Below are 20,230 nucleotides of genomic sequence, written 5' to 3' on the forward strand. Positions count from 1 at the left end.
GGTCAGACGCCTCCTTGGCCAAGGGTGGCGATAGCGTGGGTAAGCGACCGGTTCATGACCCACCACATGACTGCCAATACCAGACTGGTGCCCACTGCCTGTAGGAACGGCGAACCTAGCCATCGCTGGTAATCGCGTGAAGGCTGGCTAACGCCGATCACCAGCGCCGGTTGCTCCTGCGTCAGCGGCGCGATGAATGCGTCCAGTCGGTTCATCAAGCTCACACGCTCTTCGGCATCCAGCGCTCGATGGCAGCCGAGGAAGCCCAACATCATCACCCGCTTGTAAACGGTCAAGACAAGAGGGTCCGGCGCAGGCTCGCGCAGCACCTGACGCATCTCCTCGTACAGAATGCGACCTGCTTGATGGTGCCCAAAGAACCGCGCCTGCAACGGTTCATCGACCCATGCATGTCGGACGCTGTCCTCGGCATTGGCCAGTACGGCTTCGTCAAGCAATGCGCATTGCGCATGGCTGATCAGATGGACACTGCGTGCGCCCAGGCCAGCTTCCTGTAATGCACTGCGCGCGTCTTCGACCTGCGCAATACACTTTTGGCGCAACGTGAGGCTATCGGGCACCGCGCAACCCAGACGTAATTCAACGATCTGCAAATAGCTGTCCTGCAAAATGAGGTCTATATCAAGCGTAGCGGTACCGGATTGCTCGTGATTTTCTCGATTCATATGTCACCGCGAACAGTTGAAGTGTTTAGTCATTGAAGAGTTTCGGCACCCGTACCGCACACCCATACGGCATGGGGGTGTGATTTATATTAAATAACTGGCACGCGCTTCAGGCGCAATTCAATGTTTCCATGCCTGTGACGAACGTCATATATTCCGTACTGATCCGAAGTTTGAAGATCGCATATTGAGCACAATTGAAAGCAAGGTATTTTCACCACCGCTTCTGATGCTGTGCTTAATGGTGCGAGTTGCGGACGGTGGGCGTTCAGAAACTGAAAGGTGAACCCATGGCCTTACAGACCGAGGCCAATCAACCACTGCTGCCTAGGCTGTCTGTGCCGTTGAACACGAAGGCTAATCACTGACATATGAAAAATCCATCCACCTTTTCATATCAAGAAACTTCTTACACATATCAGGATATTTCCCACGGAAAACACTGACAGGCCATGCGGCAAACATCCGAAGCTACATTTACAGAAGAATATATATGACGGCGCGAACTTTAATGATCAGCAGTGACGACTTATTGCTCAATAACGGATTACCATAATAAACATTTTGTCTATTTGCGCACCGTACATACGTTTAAGCGTGGATACATCCCAGCCTCAGAGTCGCGCTTAGCCGCGCGCTGAACTTCTGATGTGTCAGATTGAAGTGTCGACGTGCGCAGAGGGAGACTTGACGCTGCTGCAGCAAGACAGGCGCAGTGCTTCGCCGTGGGCAAGATCAGGTCGAAAGCTACACCGCCCGCAAACAGCAAGACCTGCGCGTGACCGAACGCTGGCTGGCGCCGAATCTGGGATATGAGGAGTAAGCGTCTGCTACAAGGCTGATGGTTCCCACGCTCCGCGTGGTAACAGCTCTCCGGACGCTCCGCGTCCCTTTGACGCGGAGCGTCAGCAACGGCATTCCCACGCGGAGCGTGGGAACGACCATCGACGCGGAGCGTGGGAACGATCATGAATACCGCGGGTGCTGTAGTTTTTCGGCTACTGGTGGCTGACCCAGAACACCGCAGTCCCCACCACCAGCACGATGATGAAAAAAATGGCCCAGGCATCCACATGGCTGTCGGATTTGGCAGTTTTAGGGTGGTTCCTCATTGCATCGCCTCTTGTCGGTCTTATGGGTGATTGCAGATGAAAGCGACCGACGTCATTGACCTCGGTCCCGTCCTGAGTAAAGTCGAGCCTTGCCCATAGCACAAGTTGGCTTGAGACAAGCGACAGCGTGGCTTAGCACTTTTGGTTCTTTTCATATATTCAAACATCACTTTTGCGCATAACCAAAACCGGGTATCTTCCACCGGCTCCGTTGGGAGTGCGCGGCCGTGCGCGCAGATTTGTTAGGCGGCCTGGAACAGCGAGCGGCAACGCCTTGCATTCCGGCCCGCCCAAACAGTGAACCGCCTGAGAACAGGACCACCATGTACGTATACGATGAGTACGATCAGCGGATCATCGAGGACCGCGTCAAGCAGTTCCGAGATCAGACCCGCCGCTACCTGGCCGGTGAGCTGAGCGAAGAAGAGTTCCGCCCGCTTCGCCTGCAGAACGGCCTTTATATCCAACGCTTCGCGCCGATGCTGCGCGTGGCTGTCCCCTACGGCCAATTGACCTCGCGTCAGACACGGATGCTGGCGAAGATCGCCCGTGATTACGACAAGGGCTACGCGCACATCAGTACCCGCCAGAACGTCCAGTTCAACTGGCCTGCGCTGGAAGACATTCCCGATATTCTCGCCGAACTGGCCACCGTGCAGATGCACGCGATCCAGACCAGCGGCAACTGCCTGCGCAACGTCACCACCGATCAGTTTGCCGGGGTGGCGGCTGACGAAGTGGTCGACCCGCGTCCGTGGTGTGAAATCGTCCGCCAATGGACGACCTTCCATCCGGAATTCGCCTACCTGCCGCGCAAATTCAAAATTGCCGTCAACGGTTCCCGCACTGACCGTGCCGCCATCGAAGTCCACGACATCGGCCTTGAGCCGGTGCTCAACGGTGCCGGCGAGCTGGGCTTCCGGGTCCTGGTCGGCGGTGGCCTGGGCCGGACGCCGGTGGTCGGCGCGTTCATCAATGAATTCCTGCCGTGGCAAGACTTGTTGAGTTACCTCGACGCCATCCTGCGGGTGTACAACCGCTATGGCCGTCGTGACAACAAGTACAAGGCGCGTATCAAGATCCTGGTCAAGGCGCTGACGCCTGAAGTGTTCGCCGAGAAGGTCGAGGCTGAAATGGCTCACCTGCGCGGCGGCCAGACCACGCTGACGGACGCAGAAGTCCAGCGCGTGGCCAAGCACTTCGTCGACCCTGACTACAAAGCGTTGAGCGACTACAGCGCCGAACTGGCCCAGCTCGATAAAGAGCAGCCCGGTTTTGCCCGCTGGCGCTCGCGCAACGTCCTGGCGCACAAGAAGCCGGGCTACGCAGCCGTGACCTTGTCGTTGAAGCCCACCGGCGTTGCGCCGGGTGACGCCACCGACAAGCAACTGGATGGCATTGCTGATCTGGCCGACCGCTACAGCTTCGGCCAGCTGCGCACCTCCCACGAGCAGAACATCATCCTGGCGGACGTCGAGCAAAGCCAGTTGTTCGCCATGTGGGGCGAACTGCGTGAGCAAGGGTTCGCCACGCCGAACATCGGCCTGCTGACCGACATCATCTGCTGCCCGGGCGGTGATTTCTGCTCCCTGGCCAACGCCAAGTCGATCCCGATCGCCGAATCCATCCAGCGCCGTTTCGACGACCTGGATTACCTGTTCGACATCGGCGAGCTGGACCTGAACATCTCCGGCTGCATGAACGCCTGCGGCCACCACCACGTGGGTCATATCGGCATTCTGGGCGTGGACAAGAAAGGCGAAGAGTTCTACCAGGTGTCGCTGGGTGGCAGTGCCAGCCGTGACGCCAGCCTGGGCAAGATCCTGGGCCCGTCGTTCGCGCAGGACGTGATGCCGGATGTGATCGAGAAGCTGATCGACGTCTACGTTGAAAAACGCACCGAAGACGAGCGTTTCATCGACACCTTCCAGCGTATCGGCATCGACCCTTTCAAGGAGCGCGTCTATGCAGCGAATCATTAAAAACAACGCCGTCATCGACGAGACCTGGCACTTGCTGCCCAAGGACACGACGTTTGACGGGCTGTCCAACTGCGATGACCTGATCGTGCCCTTGGCGCTGTGGCGTGAACACGCCCACGCGCTCAAGGCCCGTGACGGCGGCCTGGGCGTGTGGCTGGACGCCGACGAAGAAGCCGAGGAAATCGGTGACGACGCCAATCAGTTTCAGGTCATTGCCCTGAACTTCCCGGCGTTCACCGACGGCCGCAGCTACTCCAACGCGCGCCTGCTGCGCGACCGCTACGGCTTCAAGGGCGAGCTGCGGGCCATCGGCGACGTGTTGCGCGACCAGTTGTTCTACCTGCATCGCTGCGGCTTCGATGCGTTCGCGATCCGCGCTGACAAGGACCCGTACGAAGCACTGCAAGGTCTGAACGACTTTTCGGTGACGTACCAGGCTGCAACGGACGAGCCATTGCCGTTGTTCCGGCGGCGTTGATCGTTCGCTGACAGGCGCAAAAAAAAGCCCCGGTTTCGTGAGAAGCCGGGGCTTTTTACTGCGCTACTGCTTCACTCTGTAGGAGCCAACTTGTTGGCGAAGCGGTAGAGCGCGTACAGCTCCCAGATCACTTCGCGAACAAGTTCGCTCCTACAGATAAAGTCGTCCTACCAAAACCGCTGCTGGGTCAAACGCGACCACCAACCGGTCACCAACCGATCCACGGAACCGGTCGCAGCCAGCCCTACCCGCTCCTGCAGACTCTTGCGCTCGACGTAGTGCAGGTGGAACACCTCGGCGGTCTTGGCGCGTTCGGAGAGGTATTCGTCGCTGGTTTTCAGTTCGTCCACCAATTGCTTTTCCAGCGCCGCCATGCCAAGCCAGATCTCACCGGTGGCGACTTCGTCGATCTGCAACTGCGGGCGGTAGCTGGCGACAAAGTTCTTGAACAGCGCGTGGGTAATGTCCAGGTCCTGCTGAAATTTCTCGCGGCCCTTGTCGGTGTTTTCGCCGAACACCGTCAGCGTCCGTTTGTACTCGCCGGCGGTCAGCACTTCAAAATCGATGTCGTGCTTCTTCAACAGGCGGTTGACGTTGGGCAGCTGGGCCACGACGCCGATGGAGCCGAGGATCGCGAAGGGGGCGCTGATGATCCGCGTACCGATGCAGGCCATCATGTAGCCGCCGCTGGCCGCGACCTTGTCGATGCAGATGGTGAGCGGAATGCCCGCCTGACGGATGCGCGCCAGTTGCGAAGACGCCAGGCCGTAGCTGTGAACCATGCCGCCGCCGCTCTCCAGGCGCAGCACCACTTCATCCTTGGCCGTGGCGAGGGTCAGCAGCACGGTGATTTCGTGGCGCATGCTCTCGGTGGCGGACGCCTTGATGTCGCCGTCGAAATCCAGCACGTAGACCCGCGGCTTGCTGTCGGTGGCTGGCTTGCCTTGTTTGGCGTCTTTGGCGTCCTTTTTCAGGGTCTTGGCCTGGACCTTGCGCAGGGCCTTGAGCCGGTCCTTGTCCAGCAGCGATTGCTCGAGGCGCTCGCGCAGTCCTTTATAGAAGTCATTGAGCTTGACCACCTGCAGCTGGCCGCCGCCGCGCCGCCGGCCTTTGCCGCGCATGGACGCAATCGCCACCAGCACCACGACAATCGCGATCACCAGGGTGATCGTTTTCGCCAGAAAGCTGGCGTAATCAGACAGAAACTCCACAGATGCTCCTTACAGACAGGACAAACAGAATGGGCTCAGCATACCGGCGTGCAGGGCGGCGAGCCAGCGGCGCCAGGGTCAAAGATCGTCCCTGACCACGATTCAAACAAGCGTATGTTTTTTCATTGACAGACCCCGTGCCCTGCTCATAACCTCCCAGCACTTTCACCGTCGCCGGAGGACGCGGGCATGGGCAGCATCTATCTGATACGACATGGCCAGGCCTCCTTTGGTGCGGACGACTACGACGTGCTGTCGCCCAACGGTCACCGTCAGGCGCAGGTGCTCGGCGAACACTTGATTGCCCTGGGCCTGAATTTTGACCGCTGCATCAGCGGCAGCCTGCTCCGCCAGCGCCACACCGCCGAAAGCACCCTGGCGCAGTACGCCCGCCACGGCCTGCCGACGCCGATGCTGGAAACCGACCCCTCCTTCAATGAATTCGACGCCGAAGCGGTGATTCGCGCTTTATTGCCGGCCATGCTGGCGGACGAACCCGACGCCCTCGACGTGATGCGCAACGCCGCGCACAACCGGGCCGAGTTTCAGCGCCTGTTCGCCCTGATCATCGGCCGCTGGCTCGGCGGACAACACGACACCCCGGCCCTGCAAAGCTGGCTGGCGTTCGCCGCGCAGGTCAAGTCGGGGCTGGACGGCATTCTCGACAGCGCCGGCCCCGACGACCGCATCGCGGTGTTCACCTCCGGCGGCACCATCACTGCCCTGCTCCACCTGATCACGCACATGCCCGCGCCCCAGGCGTTTGAACTCAACTGGCAAATCGTCAACACCTCGCTCAACCACCTGAAGTTTCGGGGCCCCGAGGTGTCACTGGCTTCCTTCAACAGTCACGCGCACTTGCAACTGATGAAGGCGCCGGAGCTCATCACCTACCGCTGAGCCCGGCCAATCGCACCTGCAAGGTGCCAGCACTCACACTCAATAAGGACTCCACCATGACTTCCGTAGCCGACGCCGTTCAATCCATGAAAGCCAAGTTCAACCCAAGTGCCGCTGCGGGCCTGGACCTGGTCTTCGGTTTCAACATCACCGACGAAGACAAGCACTACTCGCTGATCGTCAAAGACAGCACCTGCGACCTGCAGGAAGGCGAAAACCCCGACGCCAACGTGACCCTGGTCATGGACAGCGAAACCCTCAAGGGCATCGTCAGCGGCGAAACCGACGGCATGCAGGCGTTCATGGCCGGCAAGCTGCGCGCCGAAGGCGACATGATGCTGGCGATGAAGCTGAGCGAGCTGTTCCCGGTTTAATCGCCGCGCGACAGACAAAACCGAAGCTTGCGGGCTTCGGTTTTTTTTGCTCCGGGGTTTATGGGCCACGCGGATCAAAGCGGATGATCGGCCCGTAACACCCGCGCCAATAACACCGCGTTCGCCTTGTGAGCCCGGTCGCAGGCGCATTAGATTAGTCAATGATACTGGCCCACCATAATAATCAGCAGGGATACCCATGGCCCTCACCGACCTGTCCACACCGGCTCGACCCGGCGAAGCCCTCGACGCCGAGCGGATCGACCCGTACCTCAAGGCCCACATCCCGGGGCTCAGCGGCACGCCGGACATCAGCCAGTTCCCCGGCGGCGCTTCGAACCTGACCTATTTGCTCACCTACCCCGGACGAGAACTGGTGTTGCGTCGCCCGCCGTTTGGTCACAAGGCCAAAACCGCCCACGACATGGGCCGCGAATTCCGGATCCTGAACCAGCTCAAGGACGCGTTTGCGTACTGCCCGACCGCCTACGTGCACTGCACCGATGAAGCGGTGATCGGCGCCGAGTTCTATGTGATGGAACGGCTCAACGGCATCATCCTGCGTGCCGATCTGCCCGCCGAACTTAATCTGGATGCACGCCAGACTGAAGCCCTGTGTAAGAGCTTCATCGACAGGCTGGTGGACTTGCATCAGGTGGATTACCACGCTTGCGGCCTGGGCGATCTGGGCAAACCCCAGGGTTATGTCGCGCGGCAGATCCGCGGCTGGACCGAGCGCTACGACAAAGCCCGCACCCCGGATGCGCCCGGTTGGGAAAGCGTCGCGCGCTGGCTGGATGACAAGCAGCCTGCCGATCACCCAACCGCAAGCCTGGTGCACAACGACTACCGCTTCGATAACGTTATCCTCGACCCGCACCACCCGATGCAGATCATCGGCGTGCTGGACTGGGAACTGACCACACTGGGCGATCCACTGATGGACCTGGGCAACAGCCTGGCGTACTGGGTTCAGGCGGATGACCCGGCCCCGGTGCAGTTGATGCGCCGCCAGCCCAGCCATGCGCCGGGCATGCTGACCCGGGCGCAATTCGTCGCGTACTACGCCGAGCGCGCCGGGATTCGGATCGACAATTTCGACTTTTACTACGCCTACGGTCTGTTCCGTCTGGCGGGGATCGTGCAGCAGATTTACTACCGCTACTACCACGGCCAGACCCAGGACAAACGCTTTGCGCCGTTCATCCAGATGAACGCCCTGCTGGAAACCATGGCCCTGCAGGTCATCGACCGCTCCGCGCTGTGAACGGGCTGCCAACACTTTCTTGAGGAACCCCTATGTCCAAGACCCCACTGTTTGATCTCGACGGCAAGATCGCTTTCGTGTCAGGCGCTAGCCGCGGGATCGGCGAAGCCATCGCCAGGCTGCTGGCCCAACAGGGCGCCCACGTCATCGTCTCCAGCCGCCGGATCGACGGCTGCCAGCACGTGGCCGACGCGATCATCGCCGACGGTGGCCAGGCCACGGCGCTGGCCTGCCACATCGGCGAACTGGAGCAGATCAGCGCCACGTTCGCGCAGATCCGCGAGCAATTCGGGCGGCTGGACATCCTGGTGAACAATGCCGCCACCAACCCGCAGTTCTGCAACGTGCTGGACACCGACCCCGGCGCCTTTCAGAAGACCGTGGACGTGAACATCCGCGGGTATTTCTTCATGTCGGTGGAAGCCGGCAAGCTGATGCGGGAAAACGGCGGCGGCAGCATCATCAACGTGGCGTCGATCAATGGCGTGTCGCCGGGGGCGTTCCAGGGGATCTATTCGATGACCAAAGCGGCGGTGATCAACATGACCAAGGTCTTCGCCAAGGAATGCGCGCCGTTCGGCATCCGCTGCAACGCTGTGCTGCCAGGCCTGACCGACACCAAATTCGCCTCGGCGCTGGTGAGCAACGAGAAGATCCTCAACGTGGCACTGGCCCAGATCCCGCTCAAGCGCGTAGCCGCCCCCGGCGAAATGGCCGGCGCCGTGCTGTATCTGGCGAGTGAGGCGTCGAGCTACACCACGGGCGTGGCGTTGAATGTGGATGGGGGGTATCTCGCTTGAACCCTGTAGGAGCGCGCTTGCCCGCGATTGGGGCGTGTCAGGCAATGTTGTGGTCACAGATACACCGCATCGCGGGCAAGCGCGCTCCTACAGTGCGAGTTCGGCTGAGGCTAACCTGAGGTCTTTGTGATGGAATAAAGATTCCATCCCAACCCCCTCACCCCCTACATTTTGCGCACAACAACAATCCCCCAAGGACGCTGTCATGCGCGAATCTCTTCCTGTTCTAGGCGTTGGCCTGATCGGTACCGGCTTCATGGGCCGGGCCCATGCGATGGCGTTCCACAACGCCCGTTCCACCTTCGATTTGCCGGTGCAGCTCAAACTCGTGGCCCTGGCCGATGCGGACGCCGCCAGGGCCGCGCACTGCGCCCAGAGCTGGGGGTTCGCGCGCAGTCACGCGCAATGGGAACAGCTGATCAGCGACCCCGAGGTCGGTCTGGTGGCGATCACTACGCCCAATCACTTGCACTTCCCCATGGCGATGGCCGCACTGGAGGCTGGCAAGGCGGTGTATTGCGAGAAGCCGCTGGCCGTCAGCCTTGAGCAGGCCGATCAGATGCAGCGGGCGGCGAAGGCAGCCGGCGTGGTCACCCGGGCCGGCTACAACTACCAGCACAACCCCATGATCGGTCTGGCCCGGCAGATGATCGACAGCGGCGAACTGGGGCAGATCATCAGTTTTCAGGGCGAGTTCAGCGAAGACTTCATGGGCGATCCGCTGTCGCCCTGGTCCTGGCGCTGCGATGCCGCCCTCGCCGGTGGTGCGCTGGCCGACCTGGGCAGTCACCTGCTGGCCATGGCCCGTTACCTGTTGGGCGATATCGCGTCGGTCTGCGCCGATGCCAACACCGTTCACACGCAACGCCCGGCCTCGACCGGTAGCCAGCAACGCCGTGAGATCGCCATCGATGACCAGACCCACGCCCTGCTGCGCTTTGCCAACGGCGCCCGTGGCACGTTCAGCAGCAGCTGGCTCAAGCACGGCTACAAGAATCACCTGAGCTTCGAGATCAGTGGCACCCAAGGCACGCTGGCGTTCGATCAGGAGCGCCTCAACGAACTGCGGGTGTGCCGCGTGGGTGAGCGCGACGGCTTTCAACGGGTGCTGGCTGGTCCGGCGCTGCCCGGGTACGCCGCCTTCTGCCCGGCGCCGGGGCATCAGCTCGGTTACAACGAATTGAAGACACTTGAAGTGCACGCGCTGATTCAGGCAGTTTGCGGCCAGGGTAACGACGGCCCGGACTTCGAAGAAGCCTGGCAGGTGGAACGGCTGGCGGCGGCGATCCGGTTGGCGGCCGGCGAACAACGGTGGGTGGCGCTGGATGAGGTTTGAGCCAGCGCGCTGCCGACAGTGACGCTGGCACTCCCCGCTCCCACAATGACCGCGCTCGGCCTCACCCCCGTGCCGTACGCTGACCCTGTAGGAGCGCGCTTGCCCGCGATTGCGATGTGCCAGGCAACCGGGTTCAGTCAGACAAACCATAATCGCGGGCAAGCGCGCTCCTGCAAACAGACACGACGATCTGCGATTCAGGCACGCTTACAGGTAGAATGCCCCCCTTCCGGGCAACCCTTCTGCCCGACTGCCAAATAAGCCATCCCATGCCTTTCGAACTCAGTGTTGACCTCACCACGCTGGCAGTGCTTGCCGTCGTGGCTTTCATTGCCGGTTTCATCGACGCCATCGCGGGAGGCGGCGGCCTGCTGACCACACCGGCCCTGCTCACCGTGGGCCTGCCACCGCATCTGGTGCTCGGCACCAACAAGCTCAGCTCGACCTTCGGCTCGGCCACCGCCGGCTTCACCTTCTATCGCCGCAAGCTGTTTCATCCGGCTCAGTGGAAGCACGCCCTGATCGGCACCGCCGTCGGTGCGCTGATCGGCGCGGTGGTCGCCCATTACCTGCCGGCCGAATGGCTGAACCAGATGCTGCCGGTGATTGTGTTCGGTTGCGGCCTGTACCTGTTGTTCGGCGGCACGCCCAAGGCCCCGCTGGACAGCAACGCGCCGATCAAAACCAAGTGGCAATTGCCGCAAGGGGTGGCCCTGGGCTTTTACGACGGCGTGGCAGGCCCTGGCACCGGGGCGTTCTGGACTGTCAGCACGCTGCTGATCTACCCCATCGATCTGGTCAAGGCCAGCGGCGTGGCGCGCAGCATGAACTTCGTCAGCAACGCCGCTGCGCTGTCGATCTTCGCCTTCAACGGCCAGGTGGACTGGGCACTGGGCTTGTGCATGGGCCTGGCGGTGATGGCCGGCGCGTCTTTCGGTGCCCGGTCGGCGATCAAGGGCGGCGCCAAGTTCATCCGCCCGGTCTTCATTACCGTCGTGCTTGGACTGACCGTACGTTTAGCCTGGCAGCACTGGTTCGCCTAGCCTGGCAATACGGGTTCGGCAGCGCCTGACCGCTGCGCCAGATACAGCTCGATCAGGTAACGGGCGATGGACCGGCTGGCGGGCAGCGGCGGCAGGTCGTGGATGCTGAACCACTGCGCGTCCTCGATCTCGTCAGGCTGGGGCACGATCTCGCCGCTGTCGTATTCGGCGTGAAAGCCCAGCATCATCGAGTGCGGGAACGGCCAGCACTGGCTGCCCTTGTACTGGATGTTCTTGACCGTGATCTGCACCTCTTCCATCACCTCGCGGCGCACGCAGTCTTCGGCGGACTCACCCGGCTCGGCGAAACCGGCCAGGGTGCTGTAGACACCGGTGACAAAGCGCGGTGACCGGGCCAGCAACACCTCGTCGCCCCGGGTGATCAGCACGATCATGCTCGGTGAAATGCGCGGGTAATGGCGCAACTCGCAGTGACTGCAATACATCGCCCGTTCGCCGGGCACCTGCACCGCCGGGCGTCCGCAGTTGCCGCAAAAACGATGCTCCCGGGCCCAGGTGCTGATTTGCGCCGCGTAACCGAGCACCTGATACAGGTCAGCGTCATCGCTGAGCATGAACTGGCGCAGCGTCTGCCAACCGGCGCCTGCCACCGGCACCGACTTTTCCAGCACCAGCAGGTAAACCGGCTCCCCGTCGAAATGCCCGATCCCGTGCTCGCTCACCACCGGCAAATCCTGACGCGAGAGCCATTCCCGGGGAAACATCACGCCGTTGTCATCCAGCAGGAAACCCTGATCGCCGTGGACCACGGCCATGCCACCGGCCGCCTGAGTATCAAGGACAGCGGTGCTCCAACGCCTGGGGCGCGTCATGAAAAAACTCCTCTGGGGCAAACCGGCCACACGGATACAACGCGTAAGCGTCAATGCGTCACGCAGCGCAGGCCAGTCTGCTATCAATTGTCGAAGACGGGCGTTTGCTTGCTCATGTGAGCCATCACCGCCCGCTTCAGGTCCGGGGATTGCAACATGGCAGCGTTCCATGTGGCAACGTATTCAAGGCCATCATCGATCCGGTGGTCGCGCATGTAGCTGATCATGCGTTTGGTGCCGTGGATGGCGATGGGGGATTTCGCCGCGATGTCCCGGGCGATGGCGAACACCCCGTCCAGCAACTGCGGCAGGTCGGCAAACGTGCGGTTGACCAGCCCGATGCGCTGGGCTTCGGCGGCGTCCACGTTGCGGCCGGTGTAGGCCATCTCGCGCATCATGCCGTCGCCAATCAGGCGCGGCAGGCGTTGCAACGTGCCGACGTCGGCGGCCATGCCCATGTCGATCTCGCGGATTGAAAACAGCGCATCGTCTGCCGCATAACGCAGGTCGCAGGCGGAAATCAGGTCGATGGCGCCGCCGATGCAATACCCCTGAATCGCCGCAAGCACCGGCTTGCTGCACCGATCCACCGCGGTGAAAGAAGCCTGCATCTGCAGAATCTTGCGCCGCAGCAGACGCGCGTTACGGCCCACGTCCTGGGTCATCTCATTGGCCACCGAGGCCAGCAGCGCCAGGTCGATGCCGGACGAAAAGTGCTTGCCGGCGCCGCTGAGCACCACCACCCGCACCTCGTCGGTGCTGTCGGCCCAGTCGAAGATCTCGATGATTTCGCGCCAGAACGCCGCATTCATGGCGTTCACTTTGTCCGGCCGGTTGATTTGCACGTGGGCAATATGATCGGTCAATCGGACCGTGAACGCGGTGTAGTCTGACACGATGGCATTCCTTGGAAGTCAGGGGAAACAAAGGGCTCGCGCTGGACTATAGCAAGGGCCCGCGGCGCACCGCAGGCCACGCATGTGCCATTTGCCGGACGCAATACCCGGCCAGCCCCAGCGCCGTGAAATATACTGAACGCTGCGGTACAGGCGAGGTCCAGTGATCTGGCAGCCAGCCTTCGCAAAGCGCGCAGGTAAACCGCAGCCTGGGCATCGAAAGAGTCATCGATGCTCGCTTATTTCTCAGGTCGCAAGAGGGCGATTCTTGACTATTACTAAAGCAGCAACCGGCATTGCCGGGTTGGACGATATCCTCGCAGGTGGCCTGTCCCGCAGCCACGTCTTCCTGCTCGAAGGAGAACCCGGAACCGGCAAAACCACCGTCGCGCTGCAGTTTTTACTGGCGGGCGCCGCACAGGACGAGCGCTCCCTGTACATCACGCTGTCCGAAACCGAGAACGAACTGCGTGATGGCGCCCGTTCCCATGGCTGGGAGCTGGACGACAACATCACGATCTTTGAGTTGACCCCTCCTGAGAACCTGCTCAACGCCGAGCGCCAGCAGAGCCTGCTCTACTCCTCTGACCTGGAGCTGGGCGAAGCCACCCGGCAGATTTTCGACGTGGTCGAGCGTGTCAAGCCCACACGCGTGGTGATCGACAGCCTGTCGGAAATCCGCCTGCTGGCCCAAAGCTCCCTGCGCTACCGCCGGCAGATTCTGGCGATCAAGCACTACTTCACCCGCTACGACGCCACCGTGGTGTTGCTGGATGACCTGACCACCGAGGCCCTGGACAAGACCGTCCACAGTGTCGCCCACGGTGTGATCCGGCTCGAAGAGCTCACCCCCAATTACGGCGCTGAACGTCGCCGCCTGCGGGTGGTGAAATACCGTGGCCAGAAGTACCGCGGCGGTTATCACGACTTCACCATCATGGGCGACGGCATTCACGTCTTCCCGCGCCTGGTGGCCGCCGAACACCGCAATCGATTTGAACGCCATCAACTGAGCAGCCACATCGGTGAGCTGGACGCCTTGCTGGGCGGCGGCATCGACAGCGGCTCGAGCACCTTGATCCTCGGCCCGGCCGGTACCGGCAAATCATTGATCTCTCTGGTGTTCGCCGCGGCGGCCGTAGCCCGCGGCGAGAAGGTCGGGCTGTTCATTTTCGACGAGGAAATGGGCCTGCTGTTCGAGCGCGTGAAGAAGATGAACATCGACCTGGAGGCGTTGCAAGCCACGGGCAATCTGGTGATCGAGCAAGTGGACGCCGCTGAACTGTCGCCGGGGGAGTTTTCCCATCGCGTACGTCGCAGCGTGGACCAGAAAGGCATCCGCACCGTGGTGATCGACAGCCTCAACGGCTATCAGGCGGCGATGCCGGAAGAGAACGCGCTGGTGCTGCACATGCACGAACTGCTGCTGTACCTCAACCGTCAGGGCGCCGCGACGTTCATGACGGTGGCACAGCACGGCCTGGTGGGCGACATGCGCGCCCCGGTGGACATCACGTACCTGGCCGACAATGTGATCCTGTTGCGCTACTTCGAAGCACTGGGCCAGGTGCGCCGGGCGATTTCCATCATCAAGAAACGCACCGGCACCCACGAATCCACCATTCGCGAATACCGCATCAGCAGCAAAGGCCTGCGGATCGGCGAGCCGCTCAGCGAGTTTCAGGGCGTCCTGCGCGGCGTGCCTCAATATTTAGGTGAAAGCAATCCATTGTTGCAGGATGAGGACGCGTGAGTACCCCGGGACTGTTATCCGAACGTGCAATCATCCTGGCGCCTCGTGGCCGGGACAGCCAGATCGCGTTGATGATTCTGCAGGAGGCTGGTTTTCCTGCGCTGATCACCCACGACCTGGACGACCTGAGCAAGGAACTGGCCTCCGGTGCCGGAATGGCGATCATCGCCGACGAGGCCCTGCGCGGCGCCGACATCCAGCCACTGCTCACGCACCTGGCCGGTCAACCGGCGTGGTCCGACCTGCCCATTGTGCTGCTCACCCACCACGGCGGACCGGAGCAAAACCCGTCGGCGCGCTTTGGCAGCCTGCTGGGCAACGTTACGTTCCTTGAGCGTCCGTTTCATCCGGCCACGCTGGTGAGTCTGGTGACCACCGCCGTGCGCAGCCGTCGTCGCCAGTACGAGGCGCGCAGTCGTCTGGAAGACATGCTCGAAAGCGAACGGCGCCTGCAGGATGCGCTCACGGCGGGCCGCTTGGGCTCGTGGCAACTGGAAACCGAGTTCCTGAAGCTGGAATGCTCAGCCACCAGCAAATCCCATTATGGCTGCGACGAAAACGCTGGATTCGCGTATCAGGACTGGCTCAAAGCCGTGTACATCGACGACCAGCCGCGCATGCGGGCGGCGTTGCAGCACAGCCTGGAAACCGGTGCCGATTTCGTGATGGAGTTTCGTAACGTGTGGCCGGACGGCTCGTTGAACTGGGTCGATGTGCGGGCCCGGGCCATCCGGGGCAAAAACGGCAGGGTCAGTCGGCTGGCCGGGGTGAGTTCCGACATCACCGAGCGCAAGCTGGCAGAAACCCAGCTGTTGCAGCTCAATGAAACGCTGGAGCAGCAAGTCGAGGAGCGCACCTCGCAGCTTCGGCAGAACGAAGAAGTGCTGCGTCAGTCGCAGAAAATGGAAGCGGTGGGCCAGCTCACCGGCGGCATCGCCCACGACTTCAACAACATGCTGACAGGCATCATCGGCAGCCTGGAATTGCTGCGCCGGCGGGTCGCTCGTGGTCGGACCGAGGACCTGGACGGCCTGATCGACCTGGGCGTGACGTCAGCCAACCGCGCCGCCGCCCTCACCCATCGCCTGCTGGCGTTCTCGCGTCGGCAATCGCTGGATTCCAAGCCGGTGGAGATGAACGGGCTGGTGCATTCCATGGGCGAACTGCTCAACCGCAGCCTGAACGAAAGCATCCGGCTGGAGATGAACCTGGGAGAACAGCTGTGGACGGCCGAGGCCGATCCGAATCAGCTGGAGAGCGCCCTGCTCAATCTGGTGCTCAACGCCCGTGACGCCATGCCCGACGGCGGCATGCTGAGAATCGAGACTTACAACCGGCATCTGGATCGCACGTTCACCAATGCTTACGAGAACCTGCTGCCCGGGGATTACGTGGTGCTGGCCGTGTCCGACACCGGCAGCGGCATGCCGGAAAGCGTGATCCGTCGCGCCTTTGACCCGTTCTTCACCACCAAGCCCATCGGCCAGGGCACCGGCCTGGGGCTGTCGATGATTTACGGGTTCGCCAAGCAATCACATGGCCATGTCGCCATCGACAGCACCGTGGGCGAAGGGACAACCGTGCGCCTGTACCTGCCGCGCTTCCACGGCAATAAAGAGGAGACCGCACCGTCTATCGCCAGCGATGCGGTGCAGGCCAAGCCGGGCGAAACGGTGCTGATCGTCGAGGACGACCCGGCCGTGCGCGCCCTGGTGAGCCAAGTGCTGAGTGAGTTGGGCTATGCGTATCTGGAAGTCAGCGATGGCACCAGTGCGGTGCCGGTGCTGGAGTCGGATCAACGGATCGACCTGTTGATCAGCGACGTCGGCCTGCCCGGTATGAACGGTCGGCAAGTGGCGGAAATCGGCCGGCAACTGCGGCCGGACCTGAAAGTGTTGTTCATCACCGGCTACGCCGAACACGCCGCCGTCAGGGCCGGCTTCCTCGACACCGGCATGCAGATGATCACCAAGCCCTTCGCCTTCGACAACCTCACCGCCAAGGTGCGGGAGATGATCCAAAGCTGAGGGTTTGAGCAACGTTTGACGCAAAACCCGTTCGCCAACAAGTTGGCTCCTACAGGTTGATCGTTCCCACGCTCCGCTTGGTAACGCCGCACCGGACGCTCCGCGTCCTCAGCATTCGACGCAGAGCGTCGCAGGCGTGCATTCCCACGCAGAGCGTGGGAACGATCATCTATTCTGTAGGCGCAAACGTGTCCGCGAATCGTTGTGCCTGACACTCCTTGATCGTTCCCACGCTCCGCGTGGTAACGCCGCACCGGACGCTCTGCGTCCTTGGCATTCCACGCAAAGCGTCGCGGGCGTGCACTCCCACGAGAGCGTGGGGACGATCATCATCGTTGAGGATTGGCGTGCGGGGCTTAGTTCAGCAGGCGCTGGATCTGCGAATGCAGGGTGTCCATGGTGAAGGGTTTGGCGAGAATGGGAGCTTTGGCGGCGATGGGGCTGCCGGACTCGACGATTTCGGCCGGGTAGCCGCTGATGAAAATAACCTTCAACTCGGGCCGCAATTTGACGGCGGGTTCGGCAATCATCACCCCGGAAATCCCCCCTGGCAGGCGATAGTCGGTGATCATCAGATCCAGGTGGGGTTTGGTGGCGAGGATTTCGAATGCCTGCTCACCGTTCTCCGCCTGCAATACCCGATAGCCCTCGCCGGACAGATAGTCGGCCAGCAGCATCAGAATCAACGGTTCGTCTTCGACGATGAGTACGACATTTTCTGCATCAGAGCTCATTGGAACGCCTTTGATCTATAGATAGCTGCATGTACGACAGCCCCGGCTGGCGGAGGTTGCGCGATATTTCAGATAAATTGTCGAACACTTTTCCGCCCATCTGCACGCCGCCATCCGGTGGCTGTCTGACAGGCAGCATCGGTCGAGCGCAGCGTCAGAGGGGCAGGCTCACGCGGAACAACGAACCCTTGCCTTCTTCGCTTTCCACGCTGATCGACCCGGCGTGCGCCGCGACAATCTGCTCGGAAATGAACAACCCCAACCCCAGCCCCGCCACCGCATGTTTAGCCGAGACCCGTTCGAACTGCTGAAAGATGCGTTTCTGGTTTTCCGCGCTGATGCCGATGCCGTTGTCCACCACGTCCACCCTCGCCTCATCGCCGTGGGCGTAGACCTTGACGTGGATCGGCTTGTGCGCGCCGTAGCGCAAGGCGTTGGTCAACAGGTTCGCCACCACCTGCTCGATCCGGAACTCATCCCAGACACCAATCACCGGTTCGCTGGCGTGCAGCGTCACCACACAATCGGCCGCCGCGATCTGCGCCGAATAGCTTTCCACCAGGTTGACCACCAGCTCGGCCAGGTCGAACGCGCTGGTGCGGATCGAGAGCTTGCCGGTGCGGATGCGCGACACGTCGAGCATGTCTTCGATCAGGCGGATCAGGCTCTGGATCTGCCGCTCGTCCCGATCAACCATGGCCTTGAGCTTGTCCATGGTGAACGCCGACGCGTTGTCCTTGGCCAGGTGCAACTGGCGCAGCTGGGTTTCCAGAATCAGGCCATTGAGCGGCGTGCGCACTTCGTGGGAGACGATGGACATGAAGTCATCGCGCATACGCACCGCGTGCTCCAGCTCGTTCTGGGTGGACTGCAACTGGGTGAGCAGCGCCTCCTGCTCCTGCCGCGCGCGCTCCAGCGCTTCGAGCTGCTGCTTGAGTGCTTTGCGCTGGCGATAGAGGTCGACGAACACGTTGACCTTGCTTTTCACCGCGTGGATGTCCAGCGGCTTGTGCAAAAAGTCCACGGCGCCACTTTCGTAGCCCTTGAACGCGTAATTCAGTTCGCGGCCGGCGGCGCTGACGAACACGATGGGGATGTTTTTGGTCTTCTCGGTGCCGCGCATCATTTCCGCGAGTTCGAAACCGTTCATGCCCGGCATCTGCACGTCGAGGATCGCCATGGCGAACTCGTGTTCCAGCAACAACGACAGCGCCTCGTCGGCGGACAACGCCTTGAACACTTGACGGTCTTCGCGCTTGATCAGCGCTTCGAGGGCCAGCAGGTTCTCCGGCAAATCGTCGACAATCAACAGTTTGGCTTTAATTTCACTCAGCATGCGGTTCGTTCCAGCTCGACAAGCAATAGGCCAATGTCGTGCAAAGGCAGGAGGTAATCCGGGGTCTGTAAGGCAAGGGCCGCTTCGGGCATGGTGCGGGCCTGAGCGGTGTCAGGGTCTTGCACCACCGTCAGTCCGCCCTCATGCCTGATCCGCGCCAGACCGTTTGCGCCATCGCTGTTCGCGCCGGTCAGCAACACACCGGCCAGGCGGGGGCCGAGGGCATCGGCCGCCGAATCGAAGAGGATGTCGATACTGGGTCTGGAGTGAAACACGCGCTCTTCCTGACTGAAGGAAAACGTCATGTCCGCTTCCACGGACAGGTGATACCCCGGTGAGGCGAAATACAGCGTACCCGGCGCCAGCGCTTCCTTGTCGTCGGCTTCTTTCACCGGGATGCGCAGGCGCGCGGTGAACACTTCCGCCAACTGGCTGCGACGCTCGTCGGGCACATGCAGGACAGTGATGATGGGCAAGCGGTAGCCCTTGGGCAAAAGGGTGAAGATCTTCAGCAATGCCTCAACGCCGCCCGCAGAGGCACCCACCACAATGGCGTCGACCGCGGGTAATGGCGCGGGGACCGGGTCGGCCTCGGGGCCGACATCAGGAAACGCTGTTTTCATGACTTGCGGTAGATCCGCTCAGGTTTGACCAAGGGTTCGAACTGCTTGCTGTAGCCTGAGAAATCCAGGGTTTCCTTGCTGCCCAACACCAGAAAGCCACGATGGCAGAGCGATTCGTGAAACAGGCCGAATGCGCGGTCCTGCAGCTTCTTGTTGAAGTAGATCAGCACATTGCGACACGACACCAACTGGGTCTCGGAAAACACGCTGTCGGTCGCCAGGCTGTGGTCGGCGAACGTCACGTTTTCGCGCAGGCTCTTGTCGAAGATCGCGTAGTCGTAGGCGGCCGTGTAGTACTCGGAGAACACCCGCTTGCCACCGGCCTTCAGGTAATTCTCGTTGTAACCGCGAATGTTTTCCATGGCGAAAATACCCTGCTTGGCTTTTTCCAGCGACCGCGGGTTAATGTCCGTGGCGTAGATAATCGTGCGGTCAAGCAGGCCTTCTTCGCGCAGCAGAATCGCCATCGAGTAGACCTCTTCGCCCGTGCTGCAGCCGGCGATCCAGATCTTCAGCGACGGATAGGTCTTGAGCAGCGGTACCACTTCCTCGCGAATGGCCAGGAAGTGCGACGGGTCGCGAAACATCTCGCTCACCGGGATCGTCAGGAACTGCAGCAATTGCATGAACGCCGACGGATCGTGCAACACCCGCTCCTGCAACGCTGAAATCGTCTTCAATTCGAACTGGCGCAGGGCATGACTGACCCGCCGTTTGACCGACGCGCCCGAGTAATCACGGAAGTCATAGCTGTACTTCGAATAAATCGCGTCGATCAACAAGCGCAATTCAATATCGGTGTTCGGTTCAGGCGCCATCGGTACAACCTGACGGGTGGA

18 protein-coding genes are annotated in these 20,230 nt (G+C 61.4%); 10 read left to right on the top strand and 8 right to left on the bottom strand.

Annotated features, from left to right (window positions below; all coding sequences use genetic code 11):
• Positions 1-2: 2 nt before the first annotated feature.
• Positions 3-686, bottom strand: coding sequence for a type VI secretion system protein TssL, short form (gene tssL, locus ABQX22_RS22315; RefSeq protein ID WP_349802041.1), 684 nt, complete (start codon positions 684-686; stop codon positions 3-5).
• Between the two features lie 1,435 nt (positions 687-2,121).
• Between tssL and ABQX22_RS22320 the strand changes: the two genes are divergently transcribed.
• Both ABQX22_RS22320 and ABQX22_RS22325 read left to right on the top strand, forming a co-directional pair.
• Complete coding sequence (locus ABQX22_RS22320) at positions 2,122-3,780, top strand: nitrite/sulfite reductase (RefSeq protein WP_349802042.1); 1,659 nt, start codon at positions 2,122-2,124, stop codon at positions 3,778-3,780.
• Positions 3,764-4,258: a DUF934 domain-containing protein gene (locus ABQX22_RS22325; protein WP_349802043.1), complete on the top strand. Its 495-nt coding sequence runs from the start codon at positions 3,764-3,766 to the stop codon at positions 4,256-4,258. The genes ABQX22_RS22320 and ABQX22_RS22325 overlap by 17 nt, the downstream gene beginning before the upstream one ends.
• A 167-nt stretch (positions 4,259-4,425) precedes the next feature.
• Here the strand turns inward: ABQX22_RS22325 and sohB are convergent, their stop codons facing one another.
• Positions 4,426-5,469: a protease SohB gene (sohB, locus tag ABQX22_RS22330; RefSeq protein ID WP_349802044.1), complete on the bottom strand. Its 1,044-nt coding sequence runs from the start codon at positions 5,467-5,469 to the stop codon at positions 4,426-4,428.
• A 189-nt stretch (positions 5,470-5,658) separates the two neighbouring features.
• Between sohB and ABQX22_RS22335 the strand changes: the two genes are divergently transcribed.
• The 6 genes from ABQX22_RS22335 (at position 5,659) to ABQX22_RS22360 (ending at position 11,189) form a co-directional block, all read left to right on the top strand.
• Positions 5,659-6,369: a histidine phosphatase family protein gene (locus ABQX22_RS22335; RefSeq protein ID WP_349802045.1), complete on the top strand. Its 711-nt coding sequence runs from the start codon at positions 5,659-5,661 to the stop codon at positions 6,367-6,369.
• A gap of 56 nt (positions 6,370-6,425) precedes the next feature.
• Complete coding sequence (locus ABQX22_RS22340) at positions 6,426-6,743, top strand: SCP2 sterol-binding domain-containing protein (protein WP_349802046.1); 318 nt, start codon at positions 6,426-6,428, stop codon at positions 6,741-6,743.
• A 199-nt stretch (positions 6,744-6,942) separates the two neighbouring features.
• Positions 6,943-8,010, top strand: a complete 1,068-nt coding sequence (locus ABQX22_RS22345; RefSeq protein ID WP_349802047.1) for a phosphotransferase family protein — start codon at positions 6,943-6,945, stop codon at positions 8,008-8,010.
• 32 nt (positions 8,011-8,042) lie between these two features.
• Positions 8,043-8,810, top strand: coding sequence for an SDR family oxidoreductase (locus ABQX22_RS22350; RefSeq protein WP_349802048.1), 768 nt, complete (start codon positions 8,043-8,045; stop codon positions 8,808-8,810).
• 205 nt (positions 8,811-9,015) lie between these two features.
• Positions 9,016-10,146, top strand: coding sequence for a Gfo/Idh/MocA family protein (locus tag ABQX22_RS22355; RefSeq protein WP_349802049.1), 1,131 nt, complete (start codon positions 9,016-9,018; stop codon positions 10,144-10,146).
• Positions 10,147-10,415: 269 nt separating this feature from the next.
• The gene (locus tag ABQX22_RS22360) at positions 10,416-11,189 is read left to right on the top strand and encodes a TSUP family transporter (protein WP_349802050.1); all 774 of its coding nucleotides are present in this window, start codon (positions 10,416-10,418) and stop codon (positions 11,187-11,189) included.
• Here the strand turns inward: ABQX22_RS22360 and nudC are convergent.
• Both nudC and ABQX22_RS22370 read right to left on the bottom strand, forming a co-directional pair.
• The gene (gene nudC / locus ABQX22_RS22365; RefSeq protein ID WP_349802051.1) at positions 11,186-12,022 is read right to left on the bottom strand and encodes an NAD(+) diphosphatase; all 837 of its coding nucleotides are present in this window, start codon (positions 12,020-12,022) and stop codon (positions 11,186-11,188) included. The genes ABQX22_RS22360 and nudC overlap by 4 nt on opposite strands.
• 83 nt (positions 12,023-12,105) lie before the next feature.
• Entirely contained in the window at positions 12,106-12,918 is an 813-nt protein-coding gene (locus tag ABQX22_RS22370) for a crotonase/enoyl-CoA hydratase family protein (protein WP_349802052.1), read from the bottom strand.
• 268 nt (positions 12,919-13,186) lie between these two features.
• Between ABQX22_RS22370 and ABQX22_RS22375 the strand changes: the two genes are divergently transcribed.
• Both ABQX22_RS22375 and ABQX22_RS22380 read left to right on the top strand, forming a co-directional pair.
• Positions 13,187-14,671, top strand: a complete 1,485-nt coding sequence (locus tag ABQX22_RS22375; RefSeq protein WP_349802053.1) for an ATPase domain-containing protein — start codon at positions 13,187-13,189, stop codon at positions 14,669-14,671.
• On the top strand, positions 14,668-16,698 hold the full coding sequence (locus tag ABQX22_RS22380; protein ID WP_349802054.1) for a hybrid sensor histidine kinase/response regulator: 2,031 nt from the start codon (positions 14,668-14,670) through the stop codon (positions 16,696-16,698). The genes ABQX22_RS22375 and ABQX22_RS22380 overlap by 4 nt, the downstream gene beginning before the upstream one ends.
• 356 nt (positions 16,699-17,054) lie before the next feature.
• Here ABQX22_RS22380 and ABQX22_RS22385 read toward each other — a convergent pair whose 3' ends face one another.
• The 4 genes from ABQX22_RS22385 to ABQX22_RS22400 all read right to left on the bottom strand — a co-directional run bounded on the left by ABQX22_RS22385 (position 17,055) and on the right by ABQX22_RS22400 (position 20,209).
• Entirely contained in the window at positions 17,055-17,432 is a 378-nt protein-coding gene (locus tag ABQX22_RS22385) for a response regulator (RefSeq protein WP_349802055.1), read from the bottom strand.
• A 154-nt stretch (positions 17,433-17,586) separates the two neighbouring features.
• Positions 17,587-18,768: a hybrid sensor histidine kinase/response regulator gene (locus tag ABQX22_RS22390; RefSeq protein ID WP_349802056.1), complete on the bottom strand. Its 1,182-nt coding sequence runs from the start codon at positions 18,766-18,768 to the stop codon at positions 17,587-17,589.
• Positions 18,762-19,391 (bottom strand): chemotaxis protein CheB, encoded by a 630-nt coding sequence (locus ABQX22_RS22395; RefSeq protein ID WP_349802057.1) that lies wholly within the window; start codon positions 19,389-19,391, stop codon positions 18,762-18,764. Before ABQX22_RS22395 ends, ABQX22_RS22390 begins: the two co-directional genes overlap by 7 nt.
• Positions 19,388-20,209, bottom strand: a complete 822-nt coding sequence (locus ABQX22_RS22400; protein WP_349802058.1) for a CheR family methyltransferase — start codon at positions 20,207-20,209, stop codon at positions 19,388-19,390. Before ABQX22_RS22400 ends, ABQX22_RS22395 begins: the two co-directional genes overlap by 4 nt.
• Between the last annotated feature and the right edge of the window lie 21 nt (positions 20,210-20,230).

The organism is Xanthomonas sp. WHRI 1810A (assembly GCF_040202885.1).
Classification (GTDB): Bacteria; Pseudomonadota; Gammaproteobacteria; order Pseudomonadales; family Pseudomonadaceae; genus Aquipseudomonas.